Source organism: Alcanivorax sp. HI0083 (genome assembly GCF_001635175.1).
In genome coordinates, this window is record NZ_LWFX01000213.1 from 1 (window position 1) to 701 (window position 701).

Genomic DNA, 701 nt, shown 5'->3' on the forward strand with positions numbered 1-701 from the left:
CAAGGTGTTAAGCACTTCTCCCCCCAGGGACATGGCTATATCCGCCTGGACGTCGACAGCAGGCCCCGTGTTTTGCAACGACAGAGTGACGGGGAACACTGCGCCCGGCCGATTTATCAGATTTTCTGCTGTGGTGTGCTCCAGTGCCCGCGACAACAACCCGGCATGGTGATCACTACCGCTTTCGGCTACCGCTTCGGCCAGCAGATCGTAACCCACATACACTGCCCGCCCTTCGCCATACTCACGATGGGTGACAGCATCGTGCTGACCGGAATAGGCCAGGCACTGGAGAGAGTGATCACTGACCCCCTGATACGAAGCGGCAACATCGGCTTTATGGTGATGTATGTGCGGCAATCGGCGATCCAGAGTCAGTGGCAAATAGGCCGGCTCGGAGAGCGGGGATTGCATAAATTCCACGCCATCCGCCCGGTGACCATCCCAGCCCAGCAGACTGAACAGATAGTTGCCAAGCAGACTCTCGTGTGGATGGATTCCCAAGCTCTGGTACAGGGGCAGAGTCCGCGGCCTGTCACCGGCGGCATACACCAGCCCATCGCCCCGATTGACGGCTTCTCGCAATTGCTTGGCGGTCCAGTGCCCCAACGGCACCCGGTCTGCCAGCAAGAGATATTGCTGATAATTTCCTGATAACAAGGCATCACGGAAACCACCCAGTGAATCCACCAAGGTGTAGC

Annotated in this window: 1 protein-coding gene; it reads right to left on the bottom strand. The window is 58.1% G+C overall.

Annotated features, from left to right (window positions below):
• The coding region (locus tag A3754_RS27015; RefSeq protein ID WP_197468387.1) for a hypothetical protein at positions 1 to 701 on the bottom strand (701 nt) is incomplete at both ends.